Below are 18310 nucleotides of genomic sequence, written 5' to 3'. Positions count from 1 at the left end.
TTTTTTTAATAGGTTACCGGATCCAGAAGGTCTGGAGTATTGGAAAGGAAGGCTCTATGATATTAGTAAGCGGGCAATTGTAGCTGGGATGTTGGATGCCGGTGAAGAGTTCCGAAGTGTATGTGATGAAGCCGGTATTGAACAAGGTAGAATCGAAAACGATGCTGCTGATGATATGCCAGCACACCCTGTCACATCAATTAACACAATTATGGATATATTCGTAAATCCGGGGAGTGCCAGTGTCGGCTTACCTGACAAAGTGACAGTAAACTTTGACAATGGGCAATCCAGAGAAAAATCAGTTTCCTGGGATACCATCGGCTTAAATTTGAATCTGGCAGGTTCGTATATTCTACAGGGGGTTGTTGAGGATACGACCCTGAAAGCAACAGTCACGGTAATTGTAGGGCAACAAACAGATGAGCTAGAGGTCACATCAATCGAATAGCATGCCGAAAACAAAAGGTCTCTCACTAGGAGAGGCTTTTTCCCATTTAGTTGACTAACCCTACAAAATACCAATTGTCAAAGAGGCCAGCAGTTAGTATTAAGAAAATGACATTAAGGGTTATGTAGACTGATTTTATCTCATTATTTTTTATTATGAAAGCCAAGTAAATAAAGGCCGGGAATAACAAAAAAATGGATCCGCCCGGCTTTTGTTTACTAATGGCCAACCAACTGCAAAACTTTGGCAAAATTCACTGCTTAATTTAAATTCTGTAGTAAGTCACACAATAGGATGCGGTATTTACCAAATACGTTCCTGTACCATAATGAAACATATATCATACTATAGAAGCGACATAGCTATGAGAATAGCTGCTTCCAACCCCATTACTGTAACGCCGGATAGTAATGGGGTTGGAAAGGAAGTGCAAAATGCTATTGAAGTAGAATGTGATGGAACTATTAGCAATACCTGCTTCTTGAAAAATACCAGCAGGAAAAATAATGCCATGCTTAGAAAAACTGAATAATGTGGTAGAATATAATCTAAGAAGGTGAGCAAATATCCTATGGCAAAAACTGACATACCCTTCAAACAACTGTTCCAAAGGCGGCCCACTGACTGGGTGAGATACGTCGAACCCAAAGCCCAGGAAGACTGGATCAGGCAATACCAAACCAACTTCGCACCTAAGAAAGAATCCCGACTGGACAATGTCTTTGAAGTAGAGGCACCCCAAGAAACCTACTTTGTAAATTTTGAACCCATGGGCTATTTTGACGTAGCACTTCCAGCTAGAATGCTACGGTACCGCAGTGATATTTGGGAATCCACTCTGTGCCAAGGTAAGGGTACTCCGCCCATCCGTCAGGTAGTAATTTTTCTCTACAAACATTGCGACAATAAGAATCACCAACTGAGTGACCGCTGGAGAGAGTCAATCACCCTAGACTACAACTACAAGGTAATCCGAGTTTGGCAAGAATTCAGAAAAACTGTCATAGATAATGAATTAGTGGGGCTCTATCCCCTGTTACCACTGATGAAAGGGGATAAAGAGAGGGAAGAACCCAGGCAGGTGCTAAAGGAAAGCATTGCCGTAGTAAGTAAAGTAAAAGATGAATCCCTTAAGCTAGACCTACTGGCAGCCTTGGCGATAATGGCTGGCGGTAAATATGAAGGCAAACTAATTCACTCACTGATAAGGAGGGAAATGATCATGGAATCACCGATCTACCAAGAGTGGGTAAAAGAAGAACGTGCCGAAGCTGAAGCGAGAGGTGAAGCGAGAGGTATTGATAAAGGTAAAGCAGAGAAAGCTCAAGATGCCATCTGCAAGATCCTCAATAAACGTCTTGGTGTAGAATCATTACCTTTGCAACACAAGGTGCGTGTTATTACCAGTGAATCAGCACTTGACTGGATACTAGATCAGGTAATAGATGTGACCACCAAAGAAGCAGCACAGGATATCATTAATACTGCCATACTTGAATCTATACAATAATTAAAAACACTCGGCCTCATCGCTAATGCCCGGGAATTTCGGGAAGGGGGTCTGTCCCTTCCTGAAATTTGTCAAACAACAATTTACCACAAGGTACCAGGTACCGTCTCACGTGAAGGTGTTATACGGCCATGACAGACTACAACCGGCGGACGGAACTAGGCACCATCCCAGAAATCTTTTGCAGAAAGAAGAAGGATCCCTGCCAGACCACCACCTCACCGGACTAGCTTAGTACTTCACCAATCGTTCAACTGCCCACCGACCGCAGTCAAGCCCCTAAAAGTGCTACAGACGAGAAAGGTGCGGTAGCCCATTACTACAACTGACGGAACTTCCGCATCTACGGGACAGAAGAGTGCCTAGTAACTGTGGCCCAACTTCCCCCGATCTCTACGGCTGACCAGAGGTTGTCAACCACTGCATAGTAAATGGCCCCCCTCACTACTGTTAGAACCACAATCCCTACGATCCATGGCCAAACAGAGCGAAACTTTTCTAAATCGCCAGGGCAACCTCCACAGATACCGCTACAACATAAGGTACGTCACATCACCAGCGAATTGTCACTTGACTGGATACTAGATCAGGTAATAGATGTGACCACCAAGGAGGCTGCACAGGACATCATTAATACGGCTATACTTGGATCTACAGTTTAGCCTACTTGCGGCAAAACTTCCTATTGCTCTCTTTTAGGAATGTCTCTATGTGTTCAAATATCAATTAAGTCAACTGCTTTTCTTAGGTGATCTTCGTTTGTGTGTGCATATATTTCGGTTGTTCTGGTACTGCTGTGTCCTAACAAAGTGGCAATTCTGAGAAGATCTACTCCTTTATCCATATATAAGGTAGTAGCAAATCCGTGCCTAAAAACGTGGGGGCTAAGTTTAGCTTTTTCCACCCCGGCCAAATGGCAGTACTTTTTGATAATTCTTCTTATACATTGAGGTGATATTTGTCCACTATCCGAGCGCATGGACAAAAAAAATATGGCGTCTGAAGAACCTCCATGTCGGGTAAAGTAATCCGACAAAACTTGATTTAGGGATTTACTGATAGGGATGGTTCTATTCTTGTTACCTTTACCTTCACGTACATATATTATCTTATTAATAATATCTACATCTTTACATTTAAGACTTAAGACCTCACTAATTCGCATGCCTGTTAGAAATAGAACATGTATCATTACCCAATATATGTACTGGTTGTGATCCTTTAGGTCAATAACGCTGATAATCTTGTGAAAGTCCTCTACAGTAAAGTAAATAGGTTGTTCGTTTTGCGGCAAAGTGGGCCATTGAATATTTTGAGAAGGATCCTTTTTAATGAGGTCATTCAGTTTGAGAAAATTGTAAAAACTTTTAATGGATGCAAGGTTACGGGCCCTGCTTCGGGGTGCGTACTTATGGTCTTGAGATAGATGCCGTAGATATAACCAGATATCCATAGGACCTACTTTTTTGGGGATAAATTTTGGTCCATGATTATCTATCATACAACTGCCAAAATGATATAGATCTTTGCGATATCCCCTAATTGTTTCTGAGCTTCTATTGAGGTCATACTCCAGATGCATTAAAAACATATTAACTGCTTTTCCCCAATTCAAAGTCTCTATTGCCTGATAATCTGTTTTACACATAATACCTCTCCAAGAATATTTTATTGCTAATTAAGCATAATACCAGATGGGTGATCTTAATGTTATTTAAGGAAGCAATAGATGAATTTATTAATTATCTGACAATTGAGGTTCAGAGAAGCCCCTATACAATTGATGCTTATAAAAAAGACTTAAAATATTTGCTAAGATACCTGTCAAAAACTAACGACTCAATCGTACTATTAAAAGATATAGATACAAGCACATTAAGAAAGTATTTGACCTATGCAAAACAGGAGAAATCATACTCATCACGTACTATGATGAGAAATATTGCAACTTTAAAATCATTTTTTAATTTCGCTCATTTAGAAGGCTTATTGGAATCAAATCCTGCTAAACGCTTGAAATCCCCCAAAATACCTGAGGAAATACCTCGTTTCCTTGTGCCAGAGGAAATTGAGCGAATCTGTGCAAGTGTTGACCGGGATACACCGGAAGGCTTACGAAATTACACGATGATAATTACTCTTTATTATGCCGGTCTAAGGGTATCAGAAATGGTTAACTTACAGCTATCAGATTTACATGAGTATCAGGATTTATCGGTACGTAAGGGCAAAGGTGGCAAATCTCGCCTCGTTCCAATCCACAGAAATTTAAAACAAAACTTGCAGGAGTATCTAGAAAAGAGACATAGTACTTCATCATACCTCTTTCCTAACAAACAAGGACAACCATTGACTACACAATTTGTTAGAAAAATGGTTAAGAAATATGCTATTAAGGCTGGCATCGAGCCAAATAGGGTTACCCCGCATGTTTTTAGGCATAGTTTTGCTACATTCTTGTATAAGAATGGTCATGTGGATTTGCTCCGTATCAGTAAGTTACTGGGCCATGCTAATCTTCGAGCCACCACTATCTATACCCACACTACGGTGGATCATTTAAGAGATGCAATTGAGAAGCTATAGTAAATTTTTTGCAGTAACATAGGACTTCTGCCCTGCATATTTCTAGGAATATTGTCACGTTTCGACATTGCCCCAATATGACACAAACCGTACTTCCCAAAGGAAAGTACGGTTTGTGTTTTGCTGTTATATAGAGAATATCTTATGAAACCTCGTCAGTTGCATCGGTTTTTTCTACTGCGGTTCCAGCATTACCTTGTGCATCTACGGGAACAATTGAAATTTTGACAGCTGTAGTACCAGCCTTAACTTCAGTATCAGCAGGTATTGTTACGGTATAGGTAGCAGTATCTGTGGCAGCTACTTCTTCGGTAAATACTGCACCATCTTCATCACTTACAGTTACAACATATTTTGCAACATCTGCTTCACTGGTAGCTTTAGTAAATTCAATATCTCCGCCAATTTCATCATCATCAGCATCGGTGTCGCTGAATGTAATTGCGATACCATCATTGGACGGGCCAGTTGCATCCTTCACAACTAATGGGAAGGTGTAAATTCCACCGCCATAAGTTTCTTTAACTTTAATTACTAAGGTACCGTTTTTGTCTGCACCAGTTACAGTAAAGGATGTAGCAGTGGCAGCAGTATCACCATCAGTAATGGTTACAGCGGAGATGTAATCATCAGCATCGTAAATGTTATCAAATTCAATAGCGGTTAGCGCATCGGATCCATCTTCATCTAAAGCATCGGTAGTGGCAGCAAAGCTAATTGTTAGATCATCAAAGATATCAGCAATTACTGCGTTGTCTGCACTTACCCCACCGTCGACGGTCACTGCATCACTGCCCTCTGCTAAAGCAATACCAGTAATTTGAGGAGTATTATTAGTAACAGTAATAGTAGCTGTAGCTCTTACTAATGTACCTTCCATAAGCTTGATTACCGCGGTCCCTTGACTGACGGCAGTTACTACACCAGTGCTAATGTCAACAGTTGCAACAGCAGGGGTAGCAGAAACAAAGGACATACTGCCAGGAGCAATAGCAGAGGTGCCAACTTTTACATCACCAACGTAGGATTCAACAGAAAGGTCAACAATCTGTGCGGAAGGATACAAGTTCAGTGCAAAATCCTCTCCAACGGGAGCAATTAACTTGTAGTTGTCAACTTCTGCACCAGCTACATCTACTACTTGTACATTTATTGTACCAATTACTTTATCATCAGCATCTTTAATAACTAATGTATCAGTGCCTTTAGCTAATACCAGACCACTGATAGTAACAACAGAAGCAGATTCACTTAGAGAAGCACCGGCAAGATTAACTACGGTAGTTTTATCACTGCCGGTTTCTACACTCCAACTAGATGTATCAACAGCTTTTCTCATTTCTTGACCGTATTGGTCATTCAGGTTCACATCGATGGAAGTTTCAGTAGCTTGCAGTTTCATGCTGGTTTCATCGATAGAAGTAGCCTTTGGTGCAGCTTTAACCTCTATATCAAGTGTCTTGGATTCCTCTCCAACAGTAACTGTAATGGTTGTAGTCCCAGGGGCTACAGCAGTAATTTGACCCTGAGTGCTGATAACAGCCACTGCAGCATTACTGCTAGTGTAGGTCACCACAGCACTGCCGAGGTTTTCTTGGTTAGCAATATGTCCAGAAGTTGCATTCTGTGCATCAATTTCAGTGCCCGCAAAGTTTTGACCTTTGGAAACAATAACCCAAAGTTTATTTTCGACGCTATCATTGTTATCCATAGTAATGTAGGGCAGTTCCCAAACAGTGTTGTCGCCATCTGTGAGATCAGCATCGTTGTTGTCGTCAATAAGTGTTAGTTCAGTAGGCTTAACTACAATTGAAGCGTTAGCAACAGTTACAGTCACCAGTGCAGACTCAGCTACAACAGCATTGTCTTTCTTAACGATAACTTTATATTTGAATGTTGCACCTGCTGCTAAAGAAGCAGTACTGTTGTCGAACAGACCCTTTGCATCAACGTGAACATTATCCGTGGATTGGAACTCTACTGTGTAACCGTCTTTTTCTAATTCAGCAACTGTAGAGGCAGTAGTTTTACCGTTTACAGCAAATTCTAATTGAACCTTAGGATTTGTAGCATTTGTACCTGCTAGGCTTGATACATGTTTGGTAATAGCACTTACCGAATCAACTATTAATTCATCAACCCAGGGATCTGGATTGTGAGGAATATTATCATCGGCATCCAGTTCGATTCTGCCTCTGTCAATTCCTGCTGCGTCGCAGAAGTTTTGGAACTCAACACCAGCATCCAGCATACTAGCTACTACTGCACGCTTGCTGCTTTCATGTAATTCCTTTTCCCAGAATTTAGCACCTTCTAGGTCAGCAGTACGGTTGAAGAAAGTTTGATAAAATACTTCAATTAACTGAGCATCGGTCTTATTCATGTTTTGGAATTCAGGCGCCCCAACAAAGATATGATCTACCATATCAGCAGCATTAATGGGGTCGGTTACACCCAGTAATCTGTCGGTCCAATATTTCAAGCCATCTGCATCGGCAGGTCTTTCAAGACCTACTGTGTAAATACGATTAACAAAATTTTCTGCAGCAGTTCTGTCGCCACCATCAGCGGCAAAGCCTGCCAGAGGTGTAGCAAGCATCGATAAACCTACAACACCTGAAATAATTTTATTTTTGTTTTTTTGAATCTTTCTAGTTAAACTCATCCCTATTCCTCCTGTTTGTAAAATACATGTAGTGAAACATTAACTAACTAATGAATACAACTACTGTTTTCCCTACCTATCACCTCTTTCGGTTCGTATAAAAAATTTTCTTGCTCCGATACCATGTTATACAAACATCGCCGGCGGTATCTGCATAACAAGCCATGGCGCTTGCTATACTACCAACAAACTAGGTATAATCTGCTCGTAGCATAGCAAGTTTCTTGTCTCAGTACAGGTTGCTGGCTGGTTGATTGGTATCAATAAATTGCAATTACCCTACTTAATATATTTATCAACCTGGATTCTTTATGTCTTTTATTCCAATAACTAATAGTTATTACACAAAAAATAGTAAAAATCCTTCTAGATTATGTAAAGAATGCCAATATTTTTGCCTTTTTCTTATATGAACATATAGTATAAGTATGCTATCTGATGATCTATCCAATAAATTTCCATTTATTATACATCTAGGACAAGTTTACCAAAAACATATCCTTAAATCAATCGACATTATTCACCAAGTCCTATTTTTATAGATACTTATTTAGTAAGACGATCTTTTGTAGGAATTTGTTCCCACTATATCTAATAAATACTAAACCTCTTTTTTAAAAAAGAGGTTTAGTATTTATTAAATGCGAATTTTTTTAAGAAGTTCCTTTGTTTTTTCTTCCATTAAGGTTGCATTGTTCTTTGCTTCTACATTGAGCCTTAGGACCGGTTCGGTATTGGACATGCGCAGGTTAAAACGCCAGGTCTCAAATTCCATGCTTAGGCCATCGGTGCGATCAATGCTGCAACTGGTTCCAATGTAGCCCTTTTCTATTTCATCCATAACCTTCTGGGGATTGCTTACCGTGCTATTGATTTCCCCACTGGCCGGGTAATGTTCCAGTCGGCTGCCAATTAATTGTGACAGGGGCTTATCTTCAATACTCATTAATTCCAATATCAATAACCAAGGTATCATACCGCTGTCACAATAGGCAAAATCTCTAAAATAATGGTGGGCTGACATCTCCCCACCGTAGAGGGCATCCTCCAATCTCATCCGTTCCTTAATAAAGGCATGCCCCGTTTTGCTTTGCACGGGGATACCGCCATACTGATTTACCAATTCGATGGTATTCCAGGTTAAACGCGGATCATGAATAATTTTTGCCCCTGCGTTGTCTTTTAAGAAAGCCTGCGCTAAAAGGCCAACAATGTAATATCCTTCAATAAAGTGCCCCTGCCCATCAAAAAAGAAGCAACGATCAAAATCGCCATCCCAGGCTATGCCAATATCTGCACCTGTTTCCCGTACTTTTTGAGAAGTAGGGCCACGATTTTCCTCCAGCAATGGGTTAGGGATGCCGTTGGGAAAGAGACCATCTGGTTGGTGGTTTATTTTAATAAATTCAACGGGCAAATATTCTTCTAGGCGATCTATTACGGGTCCTGCACAGCCGTTACCGGCATTCACGACCACTTTAAGGGGTTTTATTCTTTCCGGTTTTATATAGGAAAGAAGGTGCTGAACATACTCCTGCATTGTATTCACTTTCTGATAGGTGCCCTTTGTTTTTGGAGCAGCTTTGATACCTGCCGAAAGATTCCTGATCACCCTTGCTGTTAATTCCCTCAATCCAGTGTCCCCGCTGATGGGTCTGGCGCCTTCTCTAACCAATTTCATTCCATTGTAATCCTGGGGGTTGTGGCTGGCAGTAACCATAATTCCACCATCTAAATTTTGATGGAAGGTTGTAAAGTATATTTGCTCAGTTCCACATAGGCCAAGATCAAGGACATCGCAACCACTATCCATCAGACCATGGCTTAAGGCTCTGGCCAGATCTGGACTGGACAATCGAACATCGTAGCCAACAACCACCCTGTGGGTGTTAAAAAGTTCCACATAAACTCGACCAATTTGATAGGCCACCGCTTCATTTAGTTCTTCAGGCACCCGCCCTCTTATATCATAGGCTTTAAAGGCCTTGCTGCATAAGTCCAGATTCATCGTTCTGCCGCCTTTCTTGGTTAAACTGCTGATAGGCTTCCTTTATATAATTTCCTAATTGCTCTTTAAATCTCTCTTCACTAAATTTTTCTGCATGGTTCCTTATGACTCCGATGCTTAATTGATGCTCCACAGCCATAAAGTCCTTTACGGCTTTGATTAGGGCTTCCTCTGTTTGCTGGGTAAAAAATATTCCTGTTTTTCCATTTACCACTGTTTCCAGTGCCCCACCCCGGTCATAGGCAATGACAGGTCGCCCGCAAGCTTGGGCCTCCAGGGGGGCAATACCAAAATCTTCTTCCCCTGGAAATACAAAGGCCCTGCATTGCTGGTAAAGCTTAAGCAATTCTTGGTCAGGAACCCTTCCCAAAAAGGTTACTGTGGGTCCTGCCATTGCTTTGAGCACCTTGTATTCCGGCCCCTCCCCGACTATCCTTAGGGGGAGGTTTAGGCGGCTAAAGGTACGGACAGCAAGATCCACCTTTTTGTAGCCAACCAACCGCCCGGCACATAAAAAATAGTTGCCAGAATAGGTACCCGGGATAAAGTATTCTGTGTTGATGGGTGGATAAATCACTTTGGCATTTCTCCGGTAATGCTTTTGAATCCTCCGGGCAACATTATTGGAGTTGGCAACAAAGTAATCTACCCTGTCCGCAGCAACACGATCCCAAATTCTAATTTTATGTAATTGGTGGGCTATATAGGCCCGGGCCAACCAGTTTTTGTTTTTTTGATATTCGTGATAAAAATCCCAAGCATATCGCATGGGTGTATTGCAATAACAGACGTGACAGGTGCCTGCCCTGGTTAACACTCCTTTAGCACAGGCAGTGGACGAGCTTAGCACCATGTCGTATTGGGAAAGATCGAATTGTTCGATGGCAGCGGGCATAAGCTGCAAATACAGCTGGTGTTTTGTTTTGGCTAGGGGAAGTTTTTGTAGAAAGGATGTTTTGATATCCATCTGTTGAAAATCCGCCGGCATTTTATCCCCATTGTATAGCAGGGTATAGATGGGTGCTGCGGGATACATTTTATGCAGCAGTTGTATTATTTTTTCTGCGCCACCCATATTGGTGAGCCAATCATGCACAATCGCTATTTTCATATTCCACTCCAAATTAGTTGGTTAGACATTCTCTGTAGATCTGGAGGGTTTCCCTGGCGCATTTCTCCCAGGAAAACTTCGCTGCCTGCAACAGGGCCCTTTGGGAAAGTTCTGCCCGGACAGCTTCTGTGTCTAAGACTTTATGGATTGCCTCAGCCAGTTGTTCAGTTTGATGGGGATTCACCCGTATCCCGGCATCTCCAACCACCTCTGGCAGTGATGAGGTATTGGAGGTAATGACCGGTGTGCCGCAGGACATCGCTTCCAAAGGCGGTAAGCCAAAGCCTTCATAAATGGAGGGGTATACAAAGGCCAGTGCCATATTATACAATAGCGGTAAATGTTCGTCATTAACATAGCCAGTAAAGTGAACATCCTTTTCCATTTTTAGTTCCCTGACCCGGTTAAAAATATTTTCGTATAGCCAGCCCTTTCCCCCTGCAAGAACCAATTTTACCCCGGAGCTTTTCCTCTGCTGTTTATACATCCAAAAGGCTTCTATGAGTCGGGCCAGATTTTTTCTAGGCTCAATGGTTCCTACATAAAGTATAAATTGCTCGGGTAATTTGTATAATTCCCGAACTTCTCCTGTTAAAGGTTCTGAAAGCTTCAAGGGTCGGTATATATCAAGGGCACCTTCGTAGATTACGGCAACCTTTTCCTCTGGTACCTTTAGGATATCAAGAATCTCGTTTTTTGAGTTTTGGGATACGGTAATGATTTTTGTCGCTCGCCTCATGGTTCGCTCATAATATTTTAGCTTCAGCACCCGCTTCCAGGGGTGATACTGTGGAAAAAGCCGGTGTGACATGTCATGTATGGTGATGACGGTCTTGCCGGAGAATGCTCTGGGTACATAATTGGGTTCATGGTAGAGATCGTGTCCCCTGTAGTCAGGAGTAGCAAAGGGCAAATACTTGGCAAAGCTTCTTTCCCCGGATCTTATCATAGCAATGCCCTTAAAGTTAAGTTCCCCGGGAATTGTATGCCATACCTTTTTTCGTATGGCCACAGAGATAGAGATATCCTCCGGACAGAGACGCCCTATCTCCTGCAATAAACAATATGTATAGTTACCAATACCCGCCCTATTATTTCCTAAAGTGTTGCCATCGATTAAAACCTTCACCAGGCTATCCATCCTTGTTGTTTATTTGCTATTTTACCCTTTACCCTGAATTAGGAATATGGCCATAATAACCATGGCAATACCCAGCACTTGGCGTTGGGTAACTGTTTCATGTAATAACACATAACCACAGGTGGCTACAAAGATAATGCTTAGGCTTACCACCACTGGATATGTGGTGGATAGGTTGCTGCTTTTGAGGATTATCATCCAGATGAAAAAGCTCACCACATAGAGGCTTGCTCCCAAGAAAAGTCGTCCATTTAAATAATTGCCATTAATACTAATTTGATTGAAGCCTGCTTTTACCAGGTATACCCCTAATGTATTGGCTATCAGATAGAGTATTACTAAATACCAGTTCATTTTTACTCCTAACGTTTTAATCACTTATACTACGTGACTAACAGTTTTTTTTAGCTTCCACAAGATAAAGGGGCCTGTTTTTTACAGCTTCAAAGATGCCGCCGATATATAACCCTATGACCCCCAGGAATACCAGTTGCAACCCACCCAGAAAGGATATTAACAGTCCCAGGGAAGTCCAGCCGGTAACAGAGATCCCAAAGGTAAAGTATTTAATTAAGTAATAGACACCAAAGGCAAAGCTGGCCATGGCAATGACAAGCCCCATTGAAATGGCCAGACGCAGGGGAACGGTAGAAAAGGATAGTACTCCTGCCAGGGCTAATCTTATCATGGTCTTTAAATTATATTTGCTACGGCCAAACTCCCTTTTTTCTGTTGTAAATTGAATAGCCGTAGAGTTAAATCCTACCCAAGAAAAGAGTCCCCTTAGGAATTGGTTGGGTTCCCTTATTTCTTTTCTGAAAATCTCGGCAACCTTACGGGAAATCAATCTAAAATCCGATGAGCTGGCATGGACTTCTACATCGGAGATGCGGTTAATCAAATTATAAAACGCCTTTGAAACATTTCTTTTGATGAAGCCAATGTTTTCCGAATCGTCCCGGATGGTATAAACAATTTCATAGCCCTGTTCATATTTCTTGAGCATCTCTGGTATGAGGGCTGGTGGATGTTGGAGGTCCGAATCCATCATAATAATGGCATCTGCATCCCTGCACTGGTCAATACCGGCCACTAGGGACATTTGATGACCAAACCGTCTTGACAATAAAAGCAGTTTAAGGCTGGTATCCTCCTCAGCCAGACCGCTGAGAATTTTCCAGGTTTTATCCCTGGATTTGTCCACCACAAAGACAAATTCAAAGTCGTATCCTAATATCCGAGAAGTGACCTTTTTAAGTTCATTATAGAATCTTTGTATTCCTTCCTCTTCATTGTAGACAGGGCATACAATACTTACTGCTTTCATTTTAATATCACCTTATTTTTCGTAGTTCAGCATTGTTTGCAAGGATTCTTCCAGGGAAGTAAAAGTAACCGGCTTGCCAAACAACTTTCGTATTTTTTTATTGGACCCATAGTGCATTGGCAGATCAATGGGTTTCATTCTTGAGAGGTCCTGTTCAATGGTTACCTTTTTGCCAGATATTTTAATCATGTTTTGCAGAATATACTGCATGGTTACTGCTTTGCCTGAACATACATTAAATATCTCACAACTGTTGCTGTGATTGACAATCTGCCAAAGCATCCTTGCCGCATCCCGAACATCCAGATAATCCCTGGCTGCCGAAAGATTTCCAACTTCAATCGTGCCGCCATCGGAGCATGCTTTGATTTGTTGGACAAAGGAACCCACTGCCAGTTGCTGAGAAATTCCGCTCCCTAATAAGTTAAAGATACGTGCGATAGATATGGGAAGGTTAAATTTTCTACCATATTCTAGACACACTTTGGTTTGGGCCAATTTGCTGATGCCATAATGATTGTACGGCCTCTCAATATAATCTTCAAGCAAAGGTAAGTCTGCCTGATGAATAGATCCATACTCGGCACTGGTGCCGATGGAGAGCACTCTTGGTTTATATTGCAGTCTGACCACAGCTTCCAGCAAATTGATTGTTCCTATGACATTGGTAAAATAATAATCTTGTATCTGACGGGAGAATATTATGCCCGCAGTATGAAAAATGTACTCGGGTTGAATCTCCTGTAGTAATTCCAGTAATTTTTCCTTCTCTGACAGATCCAGTCGGTAATAATTGTTATCCCCGGAAATATTGCGTCCAAGGCCGAATACCTCAATATTTTGTTGGGTTAGGAATGTCTTTAAATGGCTGCCAAGAAACCCGTTTACCCCTGTAATAAGTGCCTTTGGCATTATAAAAAATCCTCTTTCTTTTCTTCAAAGATTTCCACTGCCCTCTGATAATCGTCTATTCTGCCAATATCCAACCAGTAGCAATCATCCCTAAAGCAAATTACCCTTTCACCGTTTTCTTTTAGTCTTAACATTAATTCGGGCATATCCAATCTCTCGTTAGGGGTAATGTATTCTTTAATAATATGAGGGTTTAGAATATTGACCCCCATACTCACTTCAAAGGAGTAGGTTGGTTTTTCTATATAGTTAACTAGCATATTTTGTTCGGTATTAATAACACCAAAGTCGATCTTTACTTCCCTTTTATACAAGCTAATGGTGGCAGCTGCCCCGTTTTCCTTATGGTATTTATACATTTTTCGATAATTTAAGGTTGTCAGCAAGTCACCATTCATAACCAAAAAATCATCTTCCAGCTCATGAATAAACAAAGAAAGGGGACCTGCGGTTCCCAAGGGTCTGTCCTCAAAAGAATATTTGATGTTAAGCCCCAGGTTTGCACCGTCCTGAAAGAAAGCCTGTATAAGATGAGCCAAATGCCCCACTGTAATGGTGATATTATCAAAACCATGCTTTTTCAGTTGTTTTAAGACGATTTCCAGAATGGGCAAATCGCCAATGGGCATTAAAGGCTTGGGTATACAGGTTGTATAGGGTCTTAATCTGGTGCCTTTACCGCCCGCAAGTATTACAGCCTTCATAGGTCTATCCCCTTTATTTATTGTAGATATTGGTTTTGAAAAGATTGATATTCTTTGTTACAAATTCCACAGTTTCTATAAGCCCCTGTTCCAGCGTGTAGCTGGGTTCCCAACCCACTAGTTCCTTTGCCTTGCTATGATCGCAGATAAGTTTAAATACTTCACTTTTTTCTGGCCTTATTCTTTCCGGGTCCGTTACGATGGGTTTGTCAACCCCCATCACCTGCAGAATCTTTTGTGCCAGTTCACCAATGGTAATCCCTTGGCCCTGACCCACATTAATAACCTGTCCAATGGAGTTGGCAGACTGTGCTATTTTTAGGAATCCTTGGACCGTGTCCTTGACATAGTTTAAGTCCCTGACAGGTGTTAGGGAGCCTAGTTTTATGTGTTTTTCGGCCAGGCCTTGGCTGATAATGGTGGGTATGACCGCCCTTGCAGACTGTCTTGGTCCAAATGTATTAAAGGGTCGGATGGTAGCTACCGGCAAGCCAAAGGAAAGGTAGTAGCTTTCCGCAATTTTATCAGCACCAATTTTGGTGGCAGAATATGGTGATTGACCCTGCAAGGGGTGTTTCTCGTCAATGGGAGCATAAATAGCTGTGCCATAGGTTTCTGAGGTAGATGTATGCACAACCTTGGAAACTTGATTTTCCATGCATGCATGCATGATATTGGTGGTCCCTTCTACATTGGTCCTTACATAGTTCAAAGGAGCATCGTAGGAATAGGGTATGGCAATGAGGGCTGCCAGATGGAAAACAATATCCTGTCCCCTGGTTACTTTATGGACAAAATGAGCATCCTCGATATTCCCCGGGATAACCTTCAACTGGTCCTTCACCCTGGGGTCTAGCCACTCCAGATTACCCCAACTGTTGTTGGAGTTATAGTGAATCATGGCTGTTACCTCTGCCCCCATTTTGACAAGTTCTTCTGTTAAATGACTGCCAATAAATCCCCCTGCACCTGTTACTAAAATCTTTTTACCCTCAAATGTCATTCATTGCGCCTCCTTAGGCAAACCAGTTTATCGATTATTTCTTCTAAACAAAGGAACAAGAACTACTAAAGCTAAGATGGATGCTGCACCGATGGTTATGTATTTTCCATAGGTAAAGGATTTGGGTGCAAACTTAAATTCCACTGACTGATTTCCAGCCGGAAGATGAATTCCCTGCAGTGCATAATTCACCTCATAGACCGAGGTCTTTTTACCGTTTACATAGGCTTGCCAGCCGGGATAGTAAATGTTGCTAACCACTAACAATCCTGGTTTTGTCAGGTTTGCCTTTAGTTTAATGGCATCCTTATTGGCTTGAATAATTTCTACACTTGATTTTATACCAGGGTGGCTTTCCGTTGCCGGAATATGTGAACCAGGCTCCACTAAAGCCATGGTAGCTGGGTTATAGGTGCTGCCATCCGGTAAATTCCCCGTTTTCAAGGCGACCAGGAGGGAATCCTTTGGTATTTCGTTAATTTCCCCTACAATCCAGGCCATGGGCATTGCATGGTGGTTTTCGTATACATTAATGTCACCTATTTTTTGGACAAGGTGCCACCGGGTGCCATCAGCCAATTCACTGTTTCCCATTGTCACTGGCCAATTTTGACCTTCGATGGTGTTAGACAGACTCAGTCGAAACATATCTAACTTCACATCAGAGGTTGCCACTCTCTTTAGGTTAATTCCTTTAATCGTCTTGGTTTCGTTTAAATCCAACTGGCATAGATACTGATGACCTTGAAAGGAGCCACCCGCATCGTCCGTTGCTGAGAAGCTCTGAAATATTTGGGCCCTGCTGTGTTTGATGGCAGCCTTGACATCTTGACGGTCGTAGGCCCATTCGCTTAGATCCCTGCCTGCCAGAATCTGCAAGGTTTGTTTAGAGTTATCTGCAAATAAGATTTCCACCTCGGCAACTGGTTCCTTATCTTGAACTGCCAGGGAGTTGGCCAAGGAACCTACCATGGACAGGCGATTTACTGCCAAGTTGGGAATAACAAAGGAATTTGCGTTGTTTTCATGGTTTAGAACAACACCTAACTCCTGAGGTGCCCATAATTCATTGGTTTTTGCCAAAGTAGGATCGTAGGCATACAGGTGTTTAACGGCCAGTATGTCCAGCACCCGGTTATTCTTTTTCAGAACGTTATCATTGAAGGAACCATCCGGCCATACCCCTGTCAATTCATGATATTTATTGAGTACAAGGGGACCATAGCCACTCATATTGTAGGTTGCCACGGTTTGTGAAATATTTGGTTTTACCTCCAAAACTCCGGTCCCATAGCCTTCAAGGGGTGCCACCCGTTGATAGCCCGGTTCGATAAGCCCTTTGTTTAATTCTAGCACCTTTGCCGGAGGTGACCAGTATTTCCACTCATAAAACCAACCAAAGCTGCCTAAATCTATAATTAGCAGCAATATCATAACCACAGCAGCAGCTTTTTTCCTGGTCAATTTACTGTACCAAACCAAAATAATCAGCGAAATCAGTGCCATTATAAGTTGAATGGTGATGGAGACATTTTCCCAGGGGGCAAGTGAAAAGGACGTAATACCCTGTTCATTTGCAACACTGGCAATTTTTCCTTGTTTTATAATCACTAAGCCCAGTATGAAAATCACAAAGGCTGTTCCTAAATAGGCCACCCTTTTTGTAAAGGACCTGCTAGGCTGTATTTCCATTAGTGTTTTCAGGCCCAAGGCGGCTAATATGCTTAGGGCCATGGTTAGTTCTATCAAATGCCTGGCCGGTGCACGAAATAGATTGTAGCCGGGTATTTGAAACATTATCTTGGCCAAGGGAGTAGCATCCCCCAAAGTCAGTAGGCCGGAAACTATTGCCACCACTAGCCAGAATATTAACAACCTGCTTCTTTTAGCCCCACTCAATAGGTATGCACCTGTTAAGAAATAGGGCAACCACCCCAGATAGCCGCTTAATTCGGTCATGTTGGATACCCCATAGTAGGGATAGATGTTAAGCTCGTTGGGGAGTCCTCCGAAGAGAAAGGGAAAGAAAAGCATAAGGGATTGCAAAGCCGGGAGAGCATAGGTGACAAAGGTAGGATAATCCATCTTTGACCTCATACTCAGGGAGGCAAATTCAGCACTGGGAAGTAATTGAATAAAGGCTAATAATATGCCAATGATTACAATTGCTCCCGATAGCATTAGATATTTCCAGTGCAATCTTCCTTTACTGTCCCAGGCCATCGTTATTACATATAAACCGGCCAGCCCCATAACATAGGTTGTTATTTGCGGATGACCTGCCAGGGTACACAGGGCAACCGCACAGGCGGTAATAACAAACCATTTGGCAGTATATTTTTCTCTGAGTTCTTCCAGCCCCCAGAGTATTAAGGGAAACCAGGCAGCCCCGTGGATGATGGTCGCATGACCTAAATGGGCCATAAAGAAGCCGCTCATGCTATAGATTACCCCCGCCATCAGAGAGGCATAAATATTTCTAGTTAATTTATAGGCATAACCAAAGGTGCAACTGCCTGCAACGACATAAGCAAAGAGGACAAAGGCATTCCAGGATAGATTTTGAAAAATAATCCTCGGGGGATACCACATCATGGCCTGGGGATCTGCAAATTGTGGTACCCCGGATAGAAGATAAGGATTCCAAAGATCTAAACCCCAGTAAAATGCCGCAACATACTGAATTATGCCATCCCCGGGTGCCAATAACTTTCCAGAAAGGAAGGCCGGGGAAAAGAACAGCACGAATAACAATGTATAAAAGCCCATTACTGAAAATACTATCGTTATTCTTTTTTTCCAACAGGGTGTTTCTAGGGTGCTTATTTGTCTGTTCATGGATCATCCCTTCTGTTTATTATTAATAAATTCCCATTAAAAAGAATTCTTCCT

General features: G+C 42.0%; 15 protein-coding genes. 4 read left to right on the top strand and 11 right to left on the bottom strand.

The window, feature by feature from the left end:
• From V6C11_RS13135 to V6C11_RS13125, 3 genes are all read left to right on the top strand, one after another.
• Positions 1-451, top strand: a 451-nt coding sequence (locus tag V6C11_RS13135) for an Ig-like domain-containing protein (RefSeq protein ID WP_333531636.1), incomplete at its 5' end; no start/stop codon positions are given.
• A 364-nt stretch (positions 452-815) separates the two neighbouring features.
• Entirely contained in the window at positions 816-983 is a 168-nt protein-coding gene (locus V6C11_RS13130) for a hypothetical protein (protein WP_333531635.1), read from the top strand.
• A 39-nt stretch (positions 984-1022) separates the two neighbouring features.
• Complete coding sequence (locus V6C11_RS13125; RefSeq protein WP_333531634.1) at positions 1023-1961, top strand: hypothetical protein; 939 nt, start codon at positions 1023-1025, stop codon at positions 1959-1961.
• Between the two features lie 715 nt (positions 1962-2676).
• Here V6C11_RS13125 and V6C11_RS13120 read toward each other — a convergent pair.
• Complete coding sequence (locus V6C11_RS13120) at positions 2677-3609, bottom strand: tyrosine-type recombinase/integrase (protein ID WP_333531632.1); 933 nt, start codon at positions 3607-3609, stop codon at positions 2677-2679.
• A 59-nt stretch (positions 3610-3668) separates the two neighbouring features.
• On the opposite strand from V6C11_RS13120, the gene xerA reads away from it, so the two are divergent.
• Positions 3669-4547 carry a site-specific tyrosine recombinase/integron integrase gene (gene xerA, locus V6C11_RS13115; protein WP_333531631.1) on the top strand — a complete coding sequence of 293 codons (879 nt, stop codon included), beginning with the start codon at positions 3669-3671 and terminating at the stop codon, positions 4545-4547.
• A gap of 142 nt (positions 4548-4689) precedes the next feature.
• Here xerA and V6C11_RS13110 read toward each other — a convergent pair whose 3' ends face one another.
• From V6C11_RS13110 to V6C11_RS13065, 10 genes are all read right to left on the bottom strand, one after another.
• A complete protein-coding gene (locus V6C11_RS13110) occupies positions 4690-7212 on the bottom strand; it encodes a DUF4214 domain-containing protein (RefSeq protein ID WP_333531630.1) in 2523 nt (840 codons plus the stop codon).
• A 637-nt stretch (positions 7213-7849) separates the two neighbouring features.
• Entirely contained in the window at positions 7850-9220 is a 1371-nt protein-coding gene (locus tag V6C11_RS13105; RefSeq protein ID WP_333531628.1) for a phosphomannomutase, read from the bottom strand.
• Positions 9189-10331, bottom strand: coding sequence for a glycosyltransferase (locus V6C11_RS13100; protein ID WP_333531626.1), 1143 nt, complete (start codon positions 10329-10331; stop codon positions 9189-9191). Before V6C11_RS13100 ends, V6C11_RS13105 begins: the two co-directional genes overlap by 32 nt.
• A gap of 13 nt (positions 10332-10344) precedes the next feature.
• Complete coding sequence (locus V6C11_RS13095) at positions 10345-11460, bottom strand: glycosyltransferase family 4 protein (RefSeq protein ID WP_333531625.1); 1116 nt, start codon at positions 11458-11460, stop codon at positions 10345-10347.
• Positions 11461-11493: 33 nt separating this feature from the next.
• Positions 11494-11826, bottom strand: a complete 333-nt coding sequence (locus V6C11_RS13090; RefSeq protein WP_333531624.1) for an EamA family transporter — start codon at positions 11824-11826, stop codon at positions 11494-11496.
• A 37-nt stretch (positions 11827-11863) separates the two neighbouring features.
• On the bottom strand, positions 11864-12799 hold the full coding sequence (locus V6C11_RS13085; RefSeq protein WP_333531623.1) for a glycosyltransferase family 2 protein: 936 nt from the start codon (positions 12797-12799) through the stop codon (positions 11864-11866).
• A 12-nt stretch (positions 12800-12811) separates the two neighbouring features.
• Positions 12812-13711: an NAD-dependent epimerase/dehydratase family protein gene (locus V6C11_RS13080; protein WP_333531622.1), complete on the bottom strand. Its 900-nt coding sequence runs from the start codon at positions 13709-13711 to the stop codon at positions 12812-12814.
• Complete coding sequence (locus V6C11_RS13075) at positions 13711-14415, bottom strand: sugar phosphate nucleotidyltransferase (RefSeq protein WP_333531621.1); 705 nt, start codon at positions 14413-14415, stop codon at positions 13711-13713. The genes V6C11_RS13080 and V6C11_RS13075 overlap by 1 nt, the downstream gene beginning before the upstream one ends.
• Positions 14416-14428: 13 nt before the next feature.
• The gene (locus V6C11_RS13070; protein ID WP_333531620.1) at positions 14429-15418 is read right to left on the bottom strand and encodes a GDP-mannose 4,6-dehydratase; all 990 of its coding nucleotides are present in this window, start codon (positions 15416-15418) and stop codon (positions 14429-14431) included.
• Positions 15419-15445: 27 nt separating this feature from the next.
• The gene (locus V6C11_RS13065; RefSeq protein ID WP_333531619.1) at positions 15446-18256 is read right to left on the bottom strand and encodes a YfhO family protein; all 2811 of its coding nucleotides are present in this window, start codon (positions 18254-18256) and stop codon (positions 15446-15448) included.
• Positions 18257-18310: the final 54 nt, after the last annotated feature.

It is taken from the genome of Desulfotomaculum sp. 1211_IL3151 (genome assembly GCF_036763075.1).
Lineage (GTDB): Bacteria > Bacillota > Desulfotomaculia > Desulfotomaculales > Desulfotomaculaceae > Desulfotomaculum.
Note: the sequence above shows the minus strand (reverse complement) of the source record. Positions and strands in the feature narration are given on the sequence as shown.

What these genes read in the sequence shown, in the direction of transcription:
- V6C11_RS13130 (WP_333531635.1), top strand. Translation starts at nt 816, where the DNA reads ATGAGAATAGCTGCTTCCAACCCCATTACTGTAACGCCGGATAGTAAT.
- V6C11_RS13125 (WP_333531634.1), top strand. Translation starts at nt 1,023, where the DNA reads ATGGCAAAAACTGACATACCCTTCAAACAACTGTTCCAAAGGCGGCCC.
- V6C11_RS13120 (WP_333531632.1), bottom strand. Translation starts at nt 3,609, where the DNA reads ATGTGTAAAACAGATTATCAGGCAATAGAGACTTTGAATTGGGGAAAA.
- xerA (WP_333531631.1), top strand. Translation starts at nt 3,669, where the DNA reads ATGTTATTTAAGGAAGCAATAGATGAATTTATTAATTATCTGACAATT.
- V6C11_RS13110 (WP_333531630.1), bottom strand. Translation starts at nt 7,212, where the DNA reads ATGAGTTTAACTAGAAAGATTCAAAAAAACAAAAATAAAATTATTTCA.
- V6C11_RS13105 (WP_333531628.1), bottom strand. Translation starts at nt 9,220, where the DNA reads ATGAATCTGGACTTATGCAGCAAGGCCTTTAAAGCCTATGATATAAGA.
- V6C11_RS13100 (WP_333531626.1), bottom strand. Translation starts at nt 10,331, where the DNA reads ATGAAAATAGCGATTGTGCATGATTGGCTCACCAATATGGGTGGCGCA.
- V6C11_RS13090 (WP_333531624.1), bottom strand. Translation starts at nt 11,826, where the DNA reads ATGAACTGGTATTTAGTAATACTCTATCTGATAGCCAATACATTAGGG.
- V6C11_RS13085 (WP_333531623.1), bottom strand. Translation starts at nt 12,799, where the DNA reads ATGAAAGCAGTAAGTATTGTATGCCCTGTCTACAATGAAGAGGAAGGA.
- V6C11_RS13080 (WP_333531622.1), bottom strand. Translation starts at nt 13,711, where the DNA reads ATGCCAAAGGCACTTATTACAGGGGTAAACGGGTTTCTTGGCAGCCAT.
- V6C11_RS13075 (WP_333531621.1), bottom strand. Translation starts at nt 14,415, where the DNA reads ATGAAGGCTGTAATACTTGCGGGCGGTAAAGGCACCAGATTAAGACCC.
- V6C11_RS13070 (WP_333531620.1), bottom strand. Translation starts at nt 15,418, where the DNA reads ATGACATTTGAGGGTAAAAAGATTTTAGTAACAGGTGCAGGGGGATTT.
- V6C11_RS13065 (WP_333531619.1), bottom strand. Translation starts at nt 18,256, where the DNA reads ATGAACAGACAAATAAGCACCCTAGAAACACCCTGTTGGAAAAAAAGA.